Source organism: Pseudomonas sp. OST1909, from assembly GCF_015277575.1.
Taxonomy (GTDB): domain Bacteria; phylum Pseudomonadota; class Gammaproteobacteria; order Pseudomonadales; family Pseudomonadaceae; genus Aquipseudomonas; species Aquipseudomonas synxantha_A.
Genome location: NZ_CP063780.1, coordinates 2,066,501 through 2,083,553, shown reverse-complemented (window position 1 = coordinate 2,083,553; position 17,053 = coordinate 2,066,501). Strand labels below are relative to the sequence as shown.

General features: G+C 61.2%; 13 protein-coding genes. 5 read left to right on the top strand and 8 right to left on the bottom strand.

The window, feature by feature from the left end; all coding sequences use genetic code 11:
• Positions 1-52 precede the first annotated feature (52 nt).
• Positions 53-490, bottom strand: a complete 438-nt coding sequence (locus tag IH404_RS09135; RefSeq protein ID WP_005786149.1) for a hypothetical protein — start codon at positions 488-490, stop codon at positions 53-55.
• A 105-nt stretch (positions 491-595) separates the two neighbouring features.
• Between IH404_RS09135 and IH404_RS09130 the strand changes: the two genes are divergently transcribed.
• Positions 596-1,036 carry a universal stress protein gene (locus IH404_RS09130; protein WP_005786147.1) on the top strand — a complete coding sequence of 147 codons (441 nt, stop codon included), beginning with the start codon at positions 596-598 and terminating at the stop codon, positions 1,034-1,036.
• Between the two features lie 182 nt (positions 1,037-1,218).
• Here the strand turns inward: IH404_RS09130 and IH404_RS09125 are convergent, their stop codons facing one another.
• Entirely contained in the window at positions 1,219-3,138 is a 1,920-nt protein-coding gene (locus IH404_RS09125; protein WP_194440305.1) for an ATP-binding cassette domain-containing protein, read from the bottom strand.
• A 213-nt stretch (positions 3,139-3,351) separates the two neighbouring features.
• Between IH404_RS09125 and IH404_RS09120 the strand changes: the two genes are divergently transcribed.
• Positions 3,352-5,280 (top strand): transglycosylase SLT domain-containing protein, encoded by a 1,929-nt coding sequence (locus tag IH404_RS09120; protein ID WP_005786144.1) that lies wholly within the window; start codon positions 3,352-3,354, stop codon positions 5,278-5,280.
• A 135-nt stretch (positions 5,281-5,415) separates the two neighbouring features.
• Here the strand turns inward: IH404_RS09120 and IH404_RS09115 are convergent, their stop codons facing one another.
• The gene (locus IH404_RS09115) at positions 5,416-7,182 is read right to left on the bottom strand and encodes an ABC transporter transmembrane domain-containing protein (protein WP_194440662.1); all 1,767 of its coding nucleotides are present in this window, start codon (positions 7,180-7,182) and stop codon (positions 5,416-5,418) included.
• A 236-nt stretch (positions 7,183-7,418) separates the two neighbouring features.
• Between IH404_RS09115 and IH404_RS09110 the strand changes: the two genes are divergently transcribed.
• Entirely contained in the window at positions 7,419-7,592 is a 174-nt protein-coding gene (locus tag IH404_RS09110) for a PA1571 family protein (protein ID WP_005786139.1), read from the top strand.
• Positions 7,593-7,644: 52 nt separating this feature from the next.
• On the opposite strand, the gene pdxB is transcribed toward IH404_RS09110, so the two are convergent.
• Positions 7,645-8,787 carry a 4-phosphoerythronate dehydrogenase PdxB gene (gene pdxB, locus IH404_RS09105; protein ID WP_005786137.1) on the bottom strand — a complete coding sequence of 381 codons (1,143 nt, stop codon included), beginning with the start codon at positions 8,785-8,787 and terminating at the stop codon, positions 7,645-7,647.
• A 168-nt stretch (positions 8,788-8,955) separates the two neighbouring features.
• Here pdxB and IH404_RS09100 point away from each other — a divergent pair, with 168 nt between their 5' ends.
• Positions 8,956-10,350 carry an MATE family efflux transporter gene (locus IH404_RS09100; RefSeq protein WP_194440304.1) on the top strand — a complete coding sequence of 465 codons (1,395 nt, stop codon included), beginning with the start codon at positions 8,956-8,958 and terminating at the stop codon, positions 10,348-10,350.
• Here the strand turns inward: IH404_RS09100 and tusA are convergent.
• Positions 10,347-10,592 (bottom strand): sulfurtransferase TusA, encoded by a 246-nt coding sequence (gene tusA, locus IH404_RS09095; RefSeq protein WP_005786132.1) that lies wholly within the window; start codon positions 10,590-10,592, stop codon positions 10,347-10,349. The genes IH404_RS09100 and tusA overlap by 4 nt on opposite strands.
• Before the next feature lie 126 nt (positions 10,593-10,718).
• A complete protein-coding gene (gene rlmM, locus IH404_RS09090; protein WP_194440303.1) occupies positions 10,719-11,795 on the bottom strand; it encodes a 23S rRNA (cytidine(2498)-2'-O)-methyltransferase RlmM in 1,077 nt (358 codons plus the stop codon).
• Positions 11,796-11,991: 196 nt separating this feature from the next.
• Between rlmM and acnA the strand changes: the two genes are divergently transcribed.
• Positions 11,992-14,733 carry an aconitate hydratase AcnA gene (gene acnA / locus IH404_RS09085; protein WP_194440302.1) on the top strand — a complete coding sequence of 914 codons (2,742 nt, stop codon included), beginning with the start codon at positions 11,992-11,994 and terminating at the stop codon, positions 14,731-14,733.
• Between the two features lie 178 nt (positions 14,734-14,911).
• On the opposite strand, the gene IH404_RS09080 is transcribed toward acnA, so the two are convergent.
• Together IH404_RS09080 and cysK are read right to left on the bottom strand one after the other, a co-directional pair.
• Positions 14,912-15,850, bottom strand: coding sequence for an aspartyl/asparaginyl beta-hydroxylase domain-containing protein (locus IH404_RS09080; protein ID WP_005786126.1), 939 nt, complete (start codon positions 15,848-15,850; stop codon positions 14,912-14,914).
• A gap of 153 nt (positions 15,851-16,003) precedes the next feature.
• Positions 16,004-16,978 (bottom strand): cysteine synthase A, encoded by a 975-nt coding sequence (gene cysK / locus IH404_RS09075; RefSeq protein ID WP_194440301.1) that lies wholly within the window; start codon positions 16,976-16,978, stop codon positions 16,004-16,006.
• Positions 16,979-17,053: the final 75 nt, after the last annotated feature.

Genomic DNA, 17,053 nt, shown 5'->3' with positions numbered 1-17,053 from the left:
TTATTGCCCGATCTCTGTAGGAGCGAGCTTGCTCGGTCCTACAAACGCAGGGTCAGGCCAGAGCCTTGAGCAGCGCATCGATGTCTTTGAGCACGCTCGCGTCGCCCTTCTCGCCCCAATACAACGCGATCATTTGCTTGTCCGCTTCAATTTTGTAGACGTTCGCCGGTAGCGTTGCAAAATACGGCAACAACTTTTCATCCACACACCCTTCGCGCCATTGATTGACCCACACACCCGGCTCCAGCTGCCAGTAACTCCAGATGGCCGGCGTGCTCCCACGCCGTGGTCGACAGTACTGTGCACAAGGGCTCGGCGGCTCTTGCTTGAGCCAGTGTGGCCATTCCTGGGGCGCCAACTGCATGGCCAGGCCGATGCGGCGTGCCTCCATGCGCAGGGCCATGCGCCCGCTCTGCCCACGCGACGGGCGCAGCCAGGCCAGGGGGCTTAAAACCACCGCAAGGATTGACACCACTATCCACACCGTCATATGTGTACTCCCGAATTTCTAGATGAGCGGATTTGACCTGACGCAACCCCATCCGCTTGAAAGCAGCCATACTGAACTTATTGCAGCCCCCTGGAGGAACGCCTCATGCCCTACAAACATATTCTGGTCGCTGTCGATCTGACCGAAGAGTGCGATCCGGTGATCAAGCGCGCGCAGGAATCTGCATTGGCCAATGGCGCCATACTGTCGCTGGTGCATATCGTCGAGCCCATGGCCATGGCCTTTGGCGGTGACGTGCCGATGGACCTTTCCCAGTTGCAGCAACAACAATTTGACCAGGCCAAGGAGCGCCTGGACCGTTTGATTCTCAAATACCCGCACCTGAAAAAGGAAGACTGCCACCTGACCTACGGCCAACCGCGCCAGGAAATCCACCACTTGGCCAAGGAAAAGGCCTGTGACCTGATCGTGGTCGGCAGCCACGGCCGTCATGGCCTGGCACTGTTGCTGGGCTCCACCGCTAATGATGTATTGCACGGCGCGCCTTGCGATGTACTGGCCGTCAAACTGGCAAAGAGTTCGTAAGACCGATGAAGGTCTAATGTGGGAGCTGGCTTGCCTGCGATAGCAGTCTGTCAGTTGATGCATCAGATGGCTGTTACACCGCTATCGCAGGCAAGCCAGCTCCCACAGTTGAATCGCATTTCATATTAAAAAGCCCGGCGCTCATAGAAGAGTGCCGGGCTTTTTTATTGCGGTGCGATTACTCAGGCATCCAGCTCGGCCCAACGCTCAACCAACGCTTCCAGATCCTGGTTCAACGTCTCCAGGGAAGCAATGACCGCAGCGGTTTCTGCCGCCGGGCGCAGGTAGAAACCGGCGTCAGCCATTTGCGCTTCTACCGCGGCAATCTGCTGTTCCTTGGCGTCGATCTCACCCGGCAAGGCTTCCAGCTCACGCTGCAACTTGTAGCTGAGTTTCTTCTTGGCCGCTGGTGCAGCTTCCTGGGCCGGTGCAGCCTCTTGCACAGGAGTCACAACCGCCGAGGTCAGGTCGGCCTTGCCGGACTTGCTCTCGGTCACGCCCAGCAGACGTGGCGAACCACCCTGACGCAACCAGTCCTGGTAACCACCGACGTATTCGCGCACCTTGCCTTCACCTTCAAAGACCAGGGTGCTGGTGACCACGTTGTCGAGGAATTCCCGGTCGTGGCTGACCATCAGCACAGTGCCGTTGAACGTCAGCAGCACTTCTTCGAGCAACTCGAGGGTTTCCACATCGAGGTCGTTGGTCGGTTCGTCGAGCACCAGCAGGTTGGCCGGCTTGCTGAACAGCTTGGCCAGCAGCAAACGCGCGCGCTCACCACCCGACAGGGCCTTGACCGGGGTACGTGCACGTTGCGGGCTGAACAGGAAGTCGCCCAGGTAGCTGAGTACGTGGCGGCTCTGGCCGTCGATGTCGATAAAGTCGCGACCTTCGGCGACGTTGTCGATCACGGTCTTTTCCAGGTCCAACTGGTGGCGCAACTGGTCAAAGTAGGCCACATCGATGCGCGTGCCCTCTTCAACCTTGCCGCTGGTCGGCTGCAGACCGCTGAGCATCAGCTTGAGCAAGGTGGTCTTGCCAGTGCCGTTGGCGCCCAGCAGGCCGATACGGTCGCCGCGCTGCAGGACCATGGAGAAGTCCTTGATCAGGAACGGGCCGTCCGGGTGATGGAAGCTGACATTCTCCAGCACCATTACCTGCTTGCCCGACTTGTCGGCGGTGTCCAGCTGGATATTGGCCTTGCCGGTACGCTCGCGGCGCTCACTGCGCTCCACGCGCAAGGCTTTCAAGGCACGTACGCGGCCTTCGTTACGGGTGCGACGGGCCTTGATGCCCTGGCGGATCCAGACTTCTTCCTGGGCCAGCTTTTTGTCAAACAGCGCGTTGGCGGTTTCTTCGGCAGCCAGGGCGGCTTCCTTGTGCACCAGGAAGCTGGCGTAGTCGCCGTTCCAGTCGATCAGGCCGCCACGGTCCAGCTCGAGGATGCGCGTGGCCAGGCTTTGCAGGAATGCACGGTCGTGCGTGATAAACAGCACGGCGCCCTGGAAGTCCTTGATGGCTTCTTCAAGCCAGGCAATGGCGCCGATGTCCAGGTGGTTGGTCGGTTCGTCGAGCAGCAGCAGGTCCGGCTCGGACACCAGGGCCTGGGCCAGCAGCACACGGCGACGCCAGCCACCGGACAATTCGGCGAGGGTCTTGTCGGCCGGCAGTTGCAGGCGGCTCAGGGTGCTGTCCACCAGTTGCTGCAAGCGCCAGCCGTCGCGGGCTTCGAGGTCTTGCTGGACGTGCATCAGCTTGTCCAGGTCTTCCTCGGTGACGCAGTTCTGCGCCAAGTGATGGTATTGCGCGAGCAACTCGCCAACGCCGTCCAGGCCTTCGGCAACCACGTCGAACACTGTCCGTCCGTCGGCCACCGGCAATTCCTGCGGCAATTCGCCGATCTTGAGGCCCGGGGCACGCCAGACAGAGCCGTCATCAGGCTTCTGGTCGCCTTTTACCAGCTTCATCATGCTGGACTTGCCGGTGCCGTTGCGGCCGATGATGCACACCCGCTCACCACGGGCGATCTGCCAGGACACCTTGTCCAACAACGGCATGGCGCCGAAAGCAAGGGACACATCGCTGAATTTGAGCAGGGTCATACGCTTCTCCAAAAACTGGGCGCGCATTCTACCTGACTTGAGGGTGGGATGCGGTCGGCATTTTCTCTATTGACACGTTCTGTAGGACATTTCCGGCGAACTTGAACGAACCAGACGGCAAAGCTTTCGCGGGCCGCTGGCAAAAGGCTAAGCTAGGGGCAATCAGTGTCGGCAGTGCCGGTGCTAGTCGTGATTTCTCTGCACGGACGTCTCATGCGCAGTCGCCTTTTCAACTTTTTATCTTGTCTGCTTCTTTCCGCCACTGCCGTTCAAACCGCCCAGGCGGTGGACCTCACCACCCAACGTCAGTATTACGATCAAGCCAAACGCGCCCTGGCCAAGGGCGACAGCGGCCCGTACATGCAATACAGCCAGGCCCTGGCCGACTACCCGCTCACGCCGTACCTGGCGTATGACGAGCTGACTGCACGCCTGAAAACCGCGAGCAACGAGGAAATCGAACAGTTCCTCGCCAAACACGGCGACCTGCCCCAGGCCAACTGGATGAAACTGCGTTGGCTGCGCTGGCTGGCCGAGCGTGGCGATTGGCAGACCTTTGAAAAGTACTACGACACCAAGCTCAATTTCGTCGAGCTGGACTGCCTGCATGGCCAGTACCAGCTCAGCCACAATCTGAAGGCTGAAGGCTACAAGACCGCCGAAAAGTTGTGGATGACCGGCAAATCCCAGCCCGCCGCCTGTGACGCCACCTTCGGCCAATGGGCCGCTGCCGGCCAACTGACCGAACAGAAGATTTGGGACCGCACCAAGCTCGCCGCCGAAGCCCGCAATTACGCGCTGGCCAACAGCCTGGTGAAGACCCTGCCAACCCTCGGCGTCCAAGGCCGCCTGATGGTGGATGTGGCGCAAAAGCCTGACATGCTCAGCGATCCGTCACGCTTCCTGCCGGCCACCGAGGCGATGTCTGACGCCGTCGGCCTGGGCCTGCGCCGCCTGGCCCGCCAGGATCCGGACAAGGCTATGGCCCTGCTCGACGGCTACGCCAGCAGCATGCACTTCTCTCGTGACGAAAAGGTGTCGATTGCCCGCGAGATTGGCCTGACCCTGGCCAAGCGCTTCGATCCACGTGCGCTGGACGTGATGACCAAGTACGACCCGGAACTGCGCGACAACACCGTGTCCGAATGGCGCCTGCGCCTGCTGTTGCGCCTGGCGCGCTGGGAAGATGCCTACCAGTTGACCCGCAAACTCCCACAAGACCTGGCCACCACTAACCGCTGGCGCTACTGGCAGGCGCGCAGCCTGGAGCTGGCCGAACCGAAAAACCCGCAGGCCCTGGTGCTGTACAAAAACGTGGCCAAGGAACGGGACTTCTACGGCTTCCTCGCCGCTGACCGTTCCAAATCCCCTTATCAGTTGAACAACAAACCGCTGGTGATGAGCCAGGCGTTGGTCAACAAGGTGCGCAATACTCCTGGGGTGCGCCGTGCCCTGGAGTTCTACGCCCGTGGCCAGATCGTGGACGGTCGCCGCGAGTGGTACCACGTCAGCCGGCACTTCAACCGTGACGAAATGGTCGCCCAGGCCAAGTTGGCCTACGACATGAAGTGGTACTTCCCGGCGATCCGTACCATCAGCCAGGCTCAGTACTGGGACGACCTGGACATCCGTTTCCCGATGGCGCACCGCGATACCCTGGTGCGCGAAGCCAAGGTGCGCGGCCTGCATTCAAGCTGGATATTTGCCATCACGCGTCAGGAAAGCGCGTTTATGGACGACGCCCGCTCCGGCGTGGGCGCCAGCGGCTTGATGCAGCTGATGCCCGGCACCGCCAAGGAAACCGCACGCAAATTCAGCATCCCCCTGGCCTCCCCGGCCCAGGTGCTGGACCCGGATAAAAATATCCAGCTCGGCGCCGCCTACCTGAGCCAGGTGCACAGCCAGTTCAACGGCAACCGCGTGCTCGCTTCCGCCGCCTACAACGCCGGTCCCGGCCGCGTACGCCAATGGCTGCGCGGTGCAGACCACCTGAGCTTCGATGTGTGGGTTGAAAGCATCCCGTTCGACGAAACCCGCCAGTATGTGCAGAACGTGCTGTCTTATTCGGTGATCTACGGGCAGAAGCTCAATTCACCGCAGCCGCTGGTGGATTGGCATGAGCGGTACTTCGACGACCAGTAAGGCACTGAACCTGCTTCCAATGTGGGAGGGGGCTTGGTCCCGATAGCGGTGGGTCAGCAACATAACTGCTGATTGACACGCTGCTATCGGGAGCAAGCCCCCTCTCACATTGGTATTTCTGCAATGCTTGTGGCGCTAGTGATCTGCGCTGAACTGCAGCGCCGCCAACCGCGCATACAGTGGATTGCTCGCAATCAACTCCTGGTGCGTGCCCACCGCCACCAGTTTGCCCTGATCCATCACCGCTATTCGATCGGCATTCTTGACGGTCGCCAGACGGTGAGCGATCACCAGCGTGGTTCTTCCTTGCATCAATTGCGGCAGCGCTTGCTGGATCAGGTGCTCACTCTGCGCGTCGAGGGCGCTGGTGGCTTCGTCCAGCAGCAGGATCGGCGCGTCGACCAACAAGGCGCGGGCGATGGCCAGGCGTTGGCGCTGGCCGCCAGAGAGGCCCATGCCACCGTCGCCGAGGTGGGTCTGGTAGCCCTCGGGCATTTGCAGGATGAAGTCGTGGGCATGGGCGATGCGCGCAGCGGCTTCGACCTGGGCCATGGTGGCGGACGGGTTGCCGTAACGAATGTTGTCCTCGACGCTGCCGAAAAACAGCGCCGGGCTCTGGGACACCAGTGCAAAGTGGCGACGCAGGTCCAGGGGGTCCAGCTCGGTCAGCGGGCGGCCTTCGAGCAGGATGCGCCCTTGCTGGGGATCGTAGAAGCGCAGCAGCAGGTCGAAGATTGTCGACTTGCCCGCGCCGGAGGGGCCTACCAGCGCCAGGGTTTCGCCGGGATTGATGGTCAGGTTCAAGCCATCGATGGCGTAACTGTCCGGCCGTGAGGGGTAGCAAAAGCGCAGATCTTGCAGCTCCATGCGGCCACTGACCCGCTGCGGCAAGCGTTCGCTGCCATCGGCCGGCGCCTGGATGTCATTGCTCGACTGCAACAGCTCACCGATACGCTCGGCCGCACCGGCAGCACGCTGCAACTCGCCGAGCACTTCGCTCAGAGTGCCAACCGCACTGCCGACTATCAGGCTATAGAACACAAACGCCGCCAGCTCACCGCCGGAAATGCGCCCGCTGATCACGTCCATGCCACCTACCCATAGCATCACGCCCACGGCGCCGAGCACCAGCATGATCACCAACGTGATGAGCCAAGAGCGCTGCAGGATGCGTTTGCGGGCAGTGCTGAAGGCGTCCTCCACCGTCACAGAGAACCGTTGTTCGTCCTGCACCTGGTGGTTGTAGGCCTGCACCGTTTTGATCTGGCCCAAGGTCTCGGCGACATAGCTGCCGACGTCGGCAATACGATCCTGGCTCAAACGCGACAGGCTGCGCACCCGGCGCCCGAAGATCAGGATCGGCGCCAGTACCAGCGGCAGCGCCACCACCACGATGCTGGTGAGCTTGGGGTTGGTGATGAACAGCAACACGATGCCGCCGATGACCATCAGGGCGTTGCGCAGGAACAGCGACAGCGATGAGCCGATCACCGATTGCAGCAACGTGGTATCGGTGGTCAGCCGCGACTGGATCTCCGAGCTGCGGTTGTTCTCGTAGAAGCCTGGGTGCAGGTAGATCAGGTGGTTGAACACTTGCCGGCGAATATCGGCCACCACGCGCTCGCCAATCCATGACACCAGATAAAACCGCGTGAACGTACCCACAGCCAGGCCCAGCACCAGCACCATGAACAAGCCGATGGACTGGTTGAGCAAGTGCGGTGACTGGGTCATGAAACCCTGGTCGACCAGAAGGCGAATGCCCTGCCCCATGGACAAGGTGATGCCGGCGGTGACGATCAGCGCCAGCAAGGCGCCCAGGGCCTGCCAGCGGTAGGGCGCAATAAAGCGGCTGGCCAGGCGGATCGCACGGCGTTGACGGGTTGAGAACATGGAAGGCACCACCAATGAGGAATCTGTACTTCAACATTGGGGGAACTTGCGCAAATAACAATGAGTCAGGTTAATTATGCCCGCCGATACAGGCCGCTAGAGGCTATCGGTCTAAGACTCATCTGGAAATATGTACCGGTTTCTGGTGGACTGGGTGTTCGAACCGATGAGCGTGCAAGGAGTTGTAACAGCGCGTTCATGCGGGGGATTTAAGATAGGTACACAACCTGATGAGGAGACAGGCCATGACCTTGCAAGATAGCAGCAACGCCAAGATTGAAGTAATCCGCCAGCAGCAGGTGTTGCCTTGCTCGTATATTGATGCCAAGGGCCACGAAGTGCAGATTACCGAAGAGATGATCCAGCAAGCCTGCAGCGAGCTGGAACAGCGACTGGTCAAACCTGCCCAGCAAGGCTAAGTGCCCACGCTCTTTCAAACCCGGCCCAGGTGGCCGGGTTTTTTATAGGTGTTTACAGCGTTTCAGCGCCCAGAGCCGAAACGATAGCCGACAGCGCCGTCGACTCGCCCTTGATGCGCACTTTCAGGCCATCTATCTCACGGCGCTGCGGGTAGTGCTTGCGCAGCAAATCGAAGGACTGGCGCTGCTCCTGCACGGTCCCCACCAGGCTGCGACGAAAATCTGCATCATCACGGCGCGGGTCGTACACGCTGCGGCACAGGGCCGCCAGTGCCCAGGCAGGATCGGTTGAAGCGTTCAGGTGGACTTCGTCCAGCCAGGGTGCCGGCAATAAATCACTGAGCTGAACAGTCGGCTCCTGGCCCAGGTGCGCGCAGAACGCCTGGTAGATCTGCGCGGTGCCGCGCTGCTTGCCATCGAGGCTGTAGCCGGCGATATGCGGCGTGGCCAGCACGCACAGGTCAGCCAGGTCGACGTCCACTTGCGGCTCGCCTTCCCACACGTCCAGCACCGCTTGCAGGTCTTCACGGGCCAGCAGCACCTCGCGCAGCGCGGCGTTGTCCACCACCGCGCCACGGCTGGCGTTGATCAGCCAGGTGCCGGGCTTGAGTTGCTCCAGACGCTGGCGGTCGAATAAATGCCAGGTGGCGCCATTGCCGGACTTGATCAGCGGCGTGTGCAAGCTGATCACATCGCACTGCGCGATGATCTGTTGCAGGCTGACGTAGTCGCCGTCCTCGGCGATCTGGCGCGGCGGGTCGCACACCAGCACGTTCCAACCCAGGCCCTTGAGGACCTTGACCAGTCGCCCGCCCACCTCACCGGCACCGACGACACCGTAGGTGCGCGAGCCCAACTCGACACCTTCGATTTCGGCCAGGGTGTGCAAGCTGCCGAGTACGTAATCCACAACCCCCCGCGCATTGCAGCCAGGCGCGCTGGCCCACTGGATGCCTGCCCGCTTGAAAAAGTCCAGGTCCAGATGGTCGGTGCCGATGGTGCAGGTGCCGACAAAGCGTACGTTGCTGCCTTCGAGCAGGGCACGGTTGACGTTGGTCACCGAGCGCACCAGCAGCACGTCGGCCTGCTCGACGGTAGCGCGGTCGATGGACCGCCCAGGCACGCGGCGAATCTCGCCAAACCCCTGGAAAAAGTCATCAAGCAGCGGAATATTTTCGTCGGCAACAATCAGCATGGCAGGCTCCTTTGGCGGATCAGCAGTGTACAGGCATGGGATTCAACTAACACAACAGATCCCTGTGGGACTGCATTACAAATCAGCAACACAGGTTTTTTCCTGACCACTGCGTCAAAGCGTAGAATCCGCCGTCCTTGCGACTGCTTTTTTATTGGACACCTGTACGTGAACACTGCCACCGCTACCCTTTCCCGCCCCGCCCGCATCAGCCGGGAAGTGCGCGGCCTGCTGACGCTGGCCTTGCCGATCATGATCGGCCAATTGGCAACCACTGCGATGAGTTTTGTCGATGCGGTGATGGCCGGGCGTGTCAGCCCCCAGGACCTGGCGGCGGTCGGCCTGGGTAACTCGATCTGGATCCCGGTGTACCTGCTGATGACCGGCACCTTGCTGGCCACCACGCCGAAAGTGGCCGAGCGCTATGGCGCGGGCAAACTCACCGAGATCGGGCCGTTGGTGCGCCAATCGTTGTGGTTGGCCGTGGTGGTCGGCCTCTGCGGCGCGGTGCTGTTGCGGTGTGCCGAGCCGATCCTGCATGCGATGAAGGTCGAGCCCGACCTGATCGAGCCGTCCATGGGTTACCTGCATGGCATCGCCGCGGGGATGCCGGCAATTGCGCTGTATTACGTGCTGCGCTGCTTCAGTGATGGCCTGGGCCGTACGCGGCCGAGCATGGTCATGGGCCTGTGCGGCCTGGCGCTGAATATTCCGCTGAACTACATCTTCATCTACGGCCACTTCGGCGTACCGGCCATGGGCGGCGTGGGTTGCGGCTGGGCCACGGCCATTGCGATGTGGGTGATGATGCTCGGCCTGGCGGGCTGGACGCGCTGGGGCCCGGTGTACCAGAGCAGCGAACTGTTCAAGCGCTTTGACTGGCCGCAATGGGCGGTGATCAAGCGCATCCTGGGCATCGGCCTGCCGATTGGCGTAGCGATCTTCGCCGAGTCGAGCATATTCGCGGTGATTGCCCTGTTGCTTGGCAGCCTGGGCGCCACCGTAGTTTCCGGCCATCAGATCGCGTTGAATGTCAGTTCTCTGGTATTCATGATCCCCTACTCCCTGAGCATGGCCGTGACCGTGCGCGTCGGCCAGGCCCTGGGGCGTGGTGAACCGCGTGAAGCGCGCTTCGCCGCCGGGGTCGGCATGGGCACTGCACTGGCCTATGCGTGCCTGTCGTGCAGCCTGATGCTGGTGTTTCGTGAGCAGATCGCGGCGATCTACACGCCCGACCCGGTGGTCATCCACCTGGCGTCGATGCTGATTGTGTTCTCGGCGCTGTTCCAGTTCTCCGACTCGATTCAGGTCACCGCCGCCGGTGCTTTGCGCGGCTACCAGGACACCCGGGTGACCATGGTGCTGACCTTGTTCGCCTATTGGGGCGTGGGGCTGCCGGTGGGTTACGCCCTGGGGCTGACCGACTGGCTCGGCGAACCCAGCGGCCCAAGCGGTTTATGGCAAGGGCTGATCGTCGGCTTGAGCTGTGCGGCGGGGATGTTGCTGGTGCGCCTGGCGCGCAGTGCACGCCGGCGCATTCGAGCCGAAAAGGCGCTGGCTTAATCGGCTTTCTTGCGGATCCAGTACAGGTAGGTGCCAGCATCTTCCTGTTGATCCACCAGTTTGTGGCCAAGAAACACGCAGAATTTGGGAATATCTCGACGGGTCGACGGGTCGGTGGCGATCACCTTGAGCAAGCCGCCCGCCGGCAGGTCACGGATGTGCTGGTGCAGCATCATCACCGGCTCCGGACAGTTGAGGCCGGTGGCGTCGAGGGTGCCGTCGACAGGTAAATCAACACTCATACTTCACTCCTGAAACAGGCCCGCTCTTATGTGGGAGTGGGCTTGCCCGCGATGACGTGGGCACATTCAACATAGATTTCGACTGTTATACCGCTATCGCAGGCAAGCCAGCTCCCACATTTAATATCAGCGGCCTTTAGATTTCTTTATGTCTACCAGGCGACGCAGGTGACATGTCACTTCTTCGCGGTCGTGGTACAGCTGCTTGCAACCGATTTCCACCCGTATGCCGCGCGCCTTGAAACCCTCCTCGATGCGTTCGAGCAGGCGCTTCACTTCGGCGTAACGCTGCTTCATCGGCAACTTCAGGTTGACCACCGCCTCACGGCAATGCCCCTCGCCGATCCAGGTTTCCAGCAGCGCCGCGTTGCGCGCAGGCTTCTCGACGATATCGCAGACCATCCAGTCCACCGGCTGCTTGGGCACGAAGGTGAAGCCATCAGCCATCAAGTGTTGCACCAGGCCGGTGTCCATCAGGCTTTCGGCCATGGGGCCGTTGTCGATGGCGGTGACCAGCATGCCGCGATTGACCAGTTGCCAGGTCCAGCCACCCGGTGCTGCGCCGAGATCAACGCCGGTCATATCGCCGTGCAGGCGCTCGTCCCACTGGTCACGGGGGATAAAGTGATGCCAGGCCTCTTCCAGCTTCAAGGTCGAGCGGCTGGGCGCGTCACGCGGGAACTTGAGGCGCGGGATGCCCATCGGCCACATCGCCGAGTTGTTCGACTCGGCCAGACCCATGAACACTTCGCGGCCGCTCTTGAAGGTCAGCAACAGGCGCGGCTTGCTCGGGTCGTCCACCAGCTTGCCGGCGCCCAGCAGGGCTTTGCGCAGGTGCACTTCGAATTTTTTGCAAAAGTTGGAGAGTTCCTTGCCGTCATTGGTGTCGACCATTTCCAACCACAGGCTGCCGCACACCGGGAAGTCGCGCAGGTGGGTAAGGATCACACTGATGCGGTCGGTTTCCGGCAGGTCGATAAACACCCCGCGTGCCCACTGCCTCGGGAAGATCAGCTCGGCGAAGCGCTGGCCGTGCATCAAGCGCTGGGCGCCGTCTTCTTCCGTGCAGACAAATTCGGCGCAGGCGCTGCCGGTCTTGGCCTTGGCGTAGCCGGACACGTTCAAGCGCGCGGCGTGTTCCGCGATCTCGGAACAGACTTCGCCTTCAAAACCCGGGCGGCAGTGCATAAAAAGGGTGTTCATCTACTCTCCTGGTGAATCAACTGACCTTGCGCTATCGCAATGCCTGTCATGAAAACGCGCGCATGATAGCCGAGTTCGGAACCTTGGGCTCGACGATAGAGTCCAGTTATTAGCCTGCTAATGAAAACAGCGCTAACGTGTTAGCTCTGTTCGTCCCGTCAGGTCCGTAGCCGTGCGGACCATAAGGAGTCATGTAATGTCATCCCTTGATAGCCTGAGAACCCTTAAGACACTGCAAATAGACAGCAAGACCTACCACTACTTCAGCCTGCCCGAAGCCGCCAAGAGCCTGGGTGATCTGGACAAGCTGCCGATGTCGCTCAAGGTGCTGCTGGAAAACCTGCTGCGCTGGGAAGATGCCAAGACCGTGACCGGCACCGACCTCAAAGCCATCGCCGCCTGGCTCAAAGAGCGCCAGTCGGACCGCGAGATCCAGTATCGCCCCGCCCGTGTGCTGATGCAGGACTTTACCGGGGTGCCCGCGGTGGTCGACCTGGCCGCCATGCGCGCCGCCGTGGCCAAGGCCGGCGGTGACCCGCAGCGCATCAACCCGCTGTCGCCGGTGGACCTGGTGATCGACCACTCGGTGATGGTCGACAAGTTCGGTACCACCAGCGCCTTTGAGCAGAACGTCGATATCGAAATGCAGCGCAACGGCGAACGCTACGCCTTCCTGCGCTGGGGCCAGAGCGCCTTTGACAACTTCAGCGTCGTGCCACCGGGCACCGGCATCTGTCACCAGGTGAACCTGGAATACCTGGGCCGCACCGTGTGGACCAAGGACGAAGACGGCCGCACGTACGCCTTCCCCGACACCCTGGTCGGCACCGACTCCCACACCACCATGATCAACGGCCTCGGCGTACTCGGCTGGGGCGTGGGCGGGATCGAAGCCGAAGCGGCCATGCTCGGCCAGCCGGTGTCGATGCTGATTCCGGAGGTCATCGGCTTCAAGCTCACCGGCAAGCTCAAGGAAGGCATCACCGCCACCGACCTGGTGCTCACCGTTACACAAATGCTGCGCAAGAAAGGCGTAGTGGGCAAGTTCGTCGAGTTCTATGGCGACGGCCTGGCCGACCTGCCCCTGGCCGACCGCGCCACCATCGCCAACATGGCGCCGGAGTACGGCGCTACCTGTGGCTTTTTCCCAGTGGATGAGGTGACGCTGGACTACCTGCGCCTGTCCGGCCGCCCGGCTGAGACGGTCAAACTGGTGGAGGCCTACACCAAGGCCCAGGGCCTGTGGCGCAACGCCGGCCAGGAACCGGTGTTCACCGACACCCTGGCCCTGGACATGGGCAGCGTCGAAGCCAGCCTCGCCGGGCCCAAGCGCCCCCAAGACCGGGTATCCCTGCCGAATGTCGGCCAAGCGTTCAGCGACTTCCTCGACCTGCAATTCAAACTCACCAGCAAGGAAGAAGGCCGCCTGGAAAGTGAAGGCGGTGGCGGCGTGGCCGTGGGCAACGCCGATCTGGTCGGCGAGGCCGATTATGAATACGAAGGCAACACCTATCGCCTGAAAAACGGCGCGGTGGTGATCGCCGCCATCACCTCCTGCACCAACACCTCCAACCCCAGCGTAATGATGGCGGCCGGGTTGGTGGCGAAAAAGGCCGTGGAAAAGGGCCTGACCCGCAAACCTTGGGTCAAGACCTCGCTGGCCCCAGGCTCCAAGGTGGTCACCGACTATTACAAAGCCGCGGGCCTCACCCAGTACCTCGACAAGCTCGGTTTTGACCTGGTGGGCTACGGCTGCACCACCTGTATCGGTAACTCCGGGCCGTTGCCCGAGCCTATCGAAAAAGCCATCCAGAAGGCCGACCTCGCCGTGGCCTCGGTGCTGTCGGGTAACCGCAACTTCGAAGGCCGCGTGCACCCGCTGGTGAAAACCAACTGGCTGGCTTCGCCGCCCCTGGTAGTCGCCTATGCGTTGGCCGGCACTGTGCGTATCGACATCAGCAGCAAGCCGCTGGGTAACGATCAGCACGGAAACCCGGTGTACCTGAAAGATATCTGGCCCAGCAGCCAGGAAATCGCCGACGCGGTGGCGCAGGTCAGCACCAGCATGTTCCACAAGGAATACGCCGAGGTGTTTGCCGGTGACGAGCAATGGCAGGCGATTGAAGTGCCGCAGGCAGCGACTTATGTGTGGCAGAAGGATTCCACCTACATCCAGCATCCACCTTTCTTCGACGATATTGCCGGCCCGCTGCCGGTGATCAAGGACGTCAAGGGCGCCAACATCCTGGCCCTGCTGGGCGATTCGGTGACCACCGACCACATCTCCCCTGCCGGCAATATCAAGACCGACAGCCCGGCCGGACGCTACCTGCGCGAGCAAGGGGTGGAACCGCGTGACTTCAACTCCTACGGCTCGCGCCGGGGCAACCATGAAGTGATGATGCGCGGCACCTTTGCCAACATCCGTATCCGCAATGAAATGCTGGGCGGCGAGGAAGGCGGCAACACGCTGTATATCCCCACCGGGGAAAAAATGGCGATCTACGATGCATCCATGAAGTACCAGGCCTCAGGCACGCCGCTGGTAGTGATCGCAGGTCAGGAATACGGCACCGGTTCCAGCCGCGACTGGGCGGCCAAGGGTACCAACCTGCTGGGGGTCAAGGCGGTGATCGCCGAGAGTTTCGAGCGTATCCACCGCTCCAACCTGGTGGGCATGGGCGTGCTGCCGTTGCAGTTCAAGCTGGACCAGAACCGCAAGACGCTCAAGCTCACCGGCAAGGAGACGATCGACATCCTCGGGCTGACCGATGCCGAGGTCGAACCGCGCATGAACCTGACGTTGGTGATCACTCGGGAAGATGGCAGCAGCGAGAAGGTTGAGGTGCTGTGCCGGATTGATACCTTGAATGAAGTGGAGTACTTCAAAGCGGGTGGGATCTTGCACTACGTGCTGCGCCAGTTGATCGCCTCTTAAGAGCAACGCAGATCAAATGTGGGAGCTGGCTTGCCTGCGAAAGCGGTGGGTCAGCCAACATTTTATAGCTTGATACTCCGCCATCGCAGGCAAGCCAGCTCCCACAGTTTTGATCACATTCCAGGCGTAAAAAAGGCGCTGCATCTTTCGATACAGCGCCTTTTTTATGGTGTGCGGTTTAGCCGAACAACCACTTCCACAACAGCACCAACACCACCACCGCCAGCACCGGCCGCGCAATGCGGTACGCCTTGGGATGCTTGCGCTTCCACTGCTTGACCTGGCCACTGAACTTGTCGCTGAAGGTCTTGCTCCAGGCATAGGCCTGGTTGATGCCGCCCACGCGTTCGTCGTCAAGGTTCTGCGGCGCAGTAGCACGGCCCAGCTGCTTGCTGACCCAGCGGTTGATGCGGGTCATCACACGGTTGCTCAACGGCCGTTCGATGTCGCAGAACAGGATCACGCGGGTCTGCTCGGTTTCGTTCTTCACCCAGTGCACGTAGGTTTCGTCGAACATCACGTCTTCACCGTCGCGCCAGGCGTAGACCTGGCCGTCGACGAAGATGCGGCAGTCGTCAGAGTTCGGCGTGGACAGCCCCAGGTGATAACGCAACGAACCGGCGAAGGGGTCGCGGTGCGGGTTTAGGTGGCTGCCGCCTGGCAACAGCGCGAACATGGCGCCCTTGACGTTGGGGATGCTGCTGACCAGGGCCACGGTTTTGGGGCACAGGGCCTCGGCCGATGGCAGGGGTTTGTCGTACCACTTGAGGTAGAAGCGCTTCCAGCCTTTCTTGAAGAACGAACCGAAACCGGCGTCGTTGTTCTTTTCGGCGGCGCGGATGTAGCCCTCGTCGAACAGGTGCATGGCCTCTTCGCGGATCACTTCCCAGTTGTCCTTGAGCACGTCCAGTTCCGGGAACTTGCTGCGGTCCAGGTAAGGCTTGGACGGCACCGCGGAAAAAAGGTACATCAAGGCGTTATACGGGGCGAACAGCGCCGAATGGTTGACGAACTGGCGCAGCATCGGCAAACGGGCCTTGCCACGCAGGTGCACATACAGCGTGCTGCCGATAAACAGCAGCAACACCGACAGTTTGGCGGCCAAAGAAAAGGTCATGCAGCAACTCCTGGAAATAAGCGCCTGGCCGGCAAACTTGCGTCAACGGGAAACCAGACGTAACAGCCGGCCATGATAAACACTTGAGCCATTATGCAGAAGGCCCACGCCGACCGGATGACTTACATCAACCTTGTGGGACCGCTTTGAAGATCAGACCTGGTTTTCCTGGTCGGTAAACACATCGCTGAACAACATGCTCGACAGGTAGCGCTCGCCGGAGTCCGGCAAAATCACCACGATGGTCTTGCCTTGCATTTCCGGCTTCTCGGCCAGGCGTACTGCCACAGCCATGGCGGCCCCGCAGGAGATACCGCACAAGATACCCTCTTCCTGCATCAGCCGCAGGGCCATGGCCTTGGACTCTTCGTCGGTCGCCAACTCCACGCGGTCGACCATCGACAGATCGAGGTTTTTTGGCACAAACCCGGCGCCGATACCCTGGATCTTGTGGGGGCTGGGCTTGATTTCTTCCCCCGCCAAGGCCTGGGTGATCACCGGGGAAACCATGGGTTCCACGGCCACCGACAGGATCGGCTTGCCCGCAGTGTTCTTGATATAGCGTGACACCCCGGTGATGGTACCGCCGGTCCCCACGCCCGCCACCAGCACATCCACGGCGCCGTCGGTGTCGTTCCAGATTTCCGGGCCGGTGGTTTTCTCGTGGATCGCAGGGTTGGCCGGGTTTTCGAACTGGGCCGGCATAAAGTAGGTGGTCGGGTCGCTGGCGAGGATTTCACCGGCCTTTTCGATGGCGCCCTTCATGCCCTTGGCCGGCTCGGTCAGCACCAGCTCGGCGCCCAGGGCCTTGAGCACTTTGCGGCGCTCAAGGCTCATCGACGACGGCATGGTCAGCAGCAACTTATAGCCACGGGCCGCCGCGACAAACGCCAGGCCGATACCGGTATTGCCGGAAGTCGGCTCGACAATGGTCATGCCTGGCTTGAGCTTGCCGCTGCTTTCGGCATCCCAGATCATGCTTGCGCCAATGCGGCACTTCACTGAATAACTCGGGTTACGCCCTTCGATCTTGGCCAGAATCGTCACGCCACGCGGTGCGATGCGGTTGATCTGAACCAGGGGCGTGTTACCGATGGAATGCGCGTTGTCTGCAAAGATACGGCTCATGAGGGATCCTGTTGGCGACTTTGAAGAAGGCCCCAAGGGTATGCCTCGTTCTCCAGGGCGTCCAGACGGGGGAAC